Consider the following 3,776-nt stretch of genomic DNA (forward strand, 5'->3'; position numbering starts at 1 on the left):
CTGCCGGCGCGACGCACGGCGTGGGTGGTCGAGCGGCTGCGCGTCGCGTTTCCGCAATTCGTGCCCGCGCCCGACGTCCTGACCACGAGCCTGGACAACATCGGCGCCGTGTTCCACCCGGCCCCGCTGCTCCTGAATCTCGGCCGGGTCGAGGCCGGGGAGCCGTTCGAACATTACCGCGGCGCGATCACGCCGTCCGTCGCCAGGGCGCTGGAAGCCCTCGACGCGGAACGCCTGGCCGTCGCCCGCGCATGGCGGGTGCGAGTGCCGTCGGCGCTGGAGTGGCTTGAGCGTAGCTACGGCGTCCGCGCCGACCGGCTGATGGACGCGATTCACGCGAACCCCGCTTACGCCGGGCTCATGGCGCCGTCGTCGGTCGACTGCCGCTACCTGTACGAGGACGTGCCGGCCGGGCTCGTGCCGATCAGCGAGCTCGGTCGCGCCGCAGGCGTGCCGACGCCGACGATCGACGCCGTCGTCGCCCTGGCCTCGGCGGTGAGCGGCGTCGACTACCGCGCGCGCGGCCGCACGTTGCGCCGCCTCGGCCTGGAAGGCAGGAGCGTGGCGGAGGTCCGCCGCTTCGTCAGGGAAGGGAGCTGGTGCGCATGAACCGTCGACCGAAACTGCTCGCCGCCGCGATCGGCGACTGCGTCCACGTCGCGGGCATCGCGAAGTTCTGCCACCTGGCCGAGGAAGTCGGGTACGGCACGGTGTTCCTCGGCCCGGCGGTCGACCCGGAGGACGTCGTGCGGAAGATCGTCGAGGAGCGGCCGGATATCGTCGGCGTCAGCTACCGCCTCACGCCGGAGGCCGGCGAGCGCGTCGTGCGACGCTTCATCGAGCTCGTCAAGGCGCGCGGCCTGGAGAGCCTGCGGTACTGGTTCGGCGGCACACCTCCAGTGGCGGAGCGCGTTCGCTCCCTCGGCTTCTTCGAGGCGGTCTTCGACGGCCGCGAGGGCGACCACGCCGTGATCGCGCGGCTGCGCGGGCGCGCGGGCGACGAGGAAGCGGCCGTCTATCCCGACCGTCTTGTCGACCGCATCGCGCAGCAGTACCCCTACCCGCTGATCCGGCACCACTACGGGGAGCCGTCCTTCGAGAAGACGCTCGAAGGGGTGCGGCAGCTTGCGGAGCGCAAGGTGCTCGACGTCATCTCGCTGGGCGTGGACCAGAACACGCAGGAGCACTTCTTCCGGCCCGACGAGATGGATCCGCTCCAGCACGGGGCCGGCGGCGTGCCCGTGCGCACGCCGGAGCAGTTCCGCCAGCTGTACCTGGCCTCGCGCCGCGGCAACCACCCGCTCATGCGGTCCTACAGCGGCACGCGCGACATGCTCAAGATGGCCGAGGTCCTGATCGAGACGATCCGCCTGGCCTGGGGCGCCATTCCCCTGACCTGGTACAGCCGGCTGGACGGCCGCAGCCAGGTGCCGCTTGCGGAGCACATCCGCGAGGCGCAGGAGACGATGCGCTTCCTCGCCGCGCACGACGTGCCCGTGGAGATGAACGAGTCGCACCACTGGAGCCTGCGCGACGCGCCGGACAGCGTGGCCGTGGCCATGGCCTTCCTCGCCGCGTACAACCCGAAGGCGTGCGGCGTGCGGCATTACGTCGCGCAGTACATGTTCAACACGCCGCCGGGCACGTCGTTCAAGATGGACCTGGCCAAGATGCTGGCCAAGATCGAGCTGATCGAGGGCCTTCAGGACGAGACCTTCACCGTGTTCCGGGAGACGCGCACGGGGCTCTCCAGCCTGCCGGCGGACCTCGACCTCGCGAAGGGCCACCTGGCGTCGTCCGTGTTTCTGCAGATGGCGCTGCGCCCGCACATCGTGCACGTGGTGGCGCACGTGGAGGCGGATCACGCGGCCACTCCGGAGGACGTGGAGGAGGCCGTCAAGATCGCGCGGGGCGCGATCAAGAACGCGCTCTACGGCCAGCCCGACATGCTCCGCGACCCGGAGGTGCAGGCGCGCAAGGAGGAACTCGTCGAGGAGGCGCGCCTTCTCCTGAACGCCATTCGCGAGATCGCGGAGCCGGGCGTCGCCGACCCGTGGTCGGACCCGGCGACCATCGCGAAGGCCGTGAACGTCGGGCTGATCGACGCCGCCCACCTGCGGAACAACCCCGAAGCGCGCGGGGAAGTCCGCGTGAAGATCGTCGGCGGCGCCTGCCGCGCCGTGGACCCGGACACCGGCCGCGTGCTGAGCGAGGCCGAACGGGTGCGCCGCATCCTGGACCGGGTGCGGACCGGGCGCGCGTGGGCCTCGGCGGTGTAAGGGGGCGCCGGCCATGTGCGGGATTGCAGGCGTGTGGGGCGCGGACGCGGACAGCGTCCGCGCCCTCGGCGAGATGCTGCGCGCCCTGTCACACCGGGGCCCGGACGATCGCGGCATCTGGACCGGCGAGGCCGTGGCCCTGGGCCACACGCGGCTGAGCATCATCGACGTGGCATCCGGTCGCCAGCCGCTCGGCAACGAGGATGGGCGCCTGCAGGTCGTGCTGAACGGGGAGATCTACAACCACGCGGAGCTGCGTCGCGGGCTTGAGGCGGCCGGCCATCGTTTCCGCACGCGCGCGGACACGGAAGTGCTCGTGCACCTCTTCGAAGACCACGGCCCCGCGTTCCTCCCCCGCCTGCGCGGCATGTTCGCCTTCGCCGTGTCGGACGGCCGGAGGTTGCTCCTGGCGCGCGACCCGCTCGGCGTGAAGCCGCTCTACTACGGCTGGTCGCGCGGCCGCCTCTTCTTCGCGTCGGAGATGAAGGCGCTGGCGCGCGTGACGCGCCGCATGCACGTCTTCCCGCCCGGGCACTGCGCGCTGCTTGAGCGCGCCGCCCTTCCCGACCGGCCCCTTCCCACGCGTCCCTACTACGCGCTCCCCGAGGTGGGCCGGTGGGACAGCGTGCCCTGGGAGCAGGCGGTCGACGAGGTTCGCGCCACGCTGGCCGGCGCCGTGCACGATCGCCTCGTGGCCGACGTTCCGGTCGGCGTGCTGCTTTCGGGCGGGCTCGATTCCACCCTCGTGGCGGCGCTGGCCCGCCGCATGCGCGACGGCGTGCTGCACTCCTTCGCGACGGGGCTCGAAGGCAGCCCCGATCTCGCCTACGCGGAAGACGCGGCGCGGCGCATCGGCACGACGCACCACGCCGCGGTCTACACCGCCGCCGACGTCGTCCGCGCGCTCCCGGCCGTGGTCCGCGCGTTGGAGTCGTTCGACCCGGCGCTCGTGCGCAGCGCCGTCCCGATGTGGTTCGTCGCGCGGCTCGCGCGGGAGCGCGTGAAGGTCGTCCTCACCGGCGAAGGCGCCGACGAGCTCTTCGCCGGCTACGACTACCTCGCCGGCCTCGCCGGTCGCGCGCTCGACGAGGAACTCGCCGCCATCACGGCCAACCTGCACTGGACCAACCTGCAGCGCGCGGACCGCATGAGCATGGCGCACGGGCTGGAAGCGCGGGAGCCCTTCCTCGACACGCGCCTCGTGGACCTCGCCTTCCGCCTGCCCTGGTCCTTCAAGCGGCCGGCGACGGGTCCCGGCAAGCGCGTCTTGCGGGCCGCGGCGCGCGGCCTCGTCCCTGAGGACGTGATCGCGCGGCCCAAGGCCAAGTTCTCCCAGGGCACGGGGACGGCCGAGGTCTTGCGCGCCCACGCGGAGAGCGCGGTGACGGACGCCGACTTCCGCCGCGCTCGGCGGCCGGACGGCTCGCCCTTCGCGTCGAAGGAGGAGCTTCTCTACTACCGGCTGTTCCTCGAGGCGCTCCCGGAGGAGGCGGCCGC

General features: G+C 72.3%; 3 protein-coding genes. All 3 read left to right on the forward strand.

What is annotated here, in order from left to right; translation table 11 throughout:
• Window positions 1–609, forward strand: a 609-nt coding sequence (locus IRZ18_08930; protein MBX5477227.1) for an NAD/NADP octopine/nopaline dehydrogenase family protein, incomplete at its 5' end; no start/stop codon positions are given.
• Window positions 606–2,279, forward strand: a complete 1,674-nt coding sequence (locus IRZ18_08935) for a cobalamin B12-binding domain-containing protein (protein ID MBX5477228.1) — start codon at window positions 606–608, stop codon at window positions 2,277–2,279. The genes IRZ18_08930 and IRZ18_08935, both read left to right, overlap by 4 nt.
• 13 nt (window positions 2,280–2,292) lie before the next feature.
• Window positions 2,293–3,776, forward strand: a 1,484-nt coding sequence (gene asnB, locus IRZ18_08940) for an asparagine synthase B (GenBank protein ID MBX5477229.1), incomplete at its 3' end; no start/stop codon positions are given.

Source organism: Clostridia bacterium (assembly GCA_019683875.1).
Taxonomy (GTDB): Bacteria; Bacillota; Sulfobacillia; order RBS10-35; family Bu92; genus Bu92.

Bases quoted from the DNA above. Each gene is read 5' to 3' on its own strand.
- IRZ18_08935 (MBX5477228.1), top strand. From the start codon at position 606: ATGAACCGTCGACCGAAACTGCTCGCCGCCGCGATCGGCGACTGCGTC.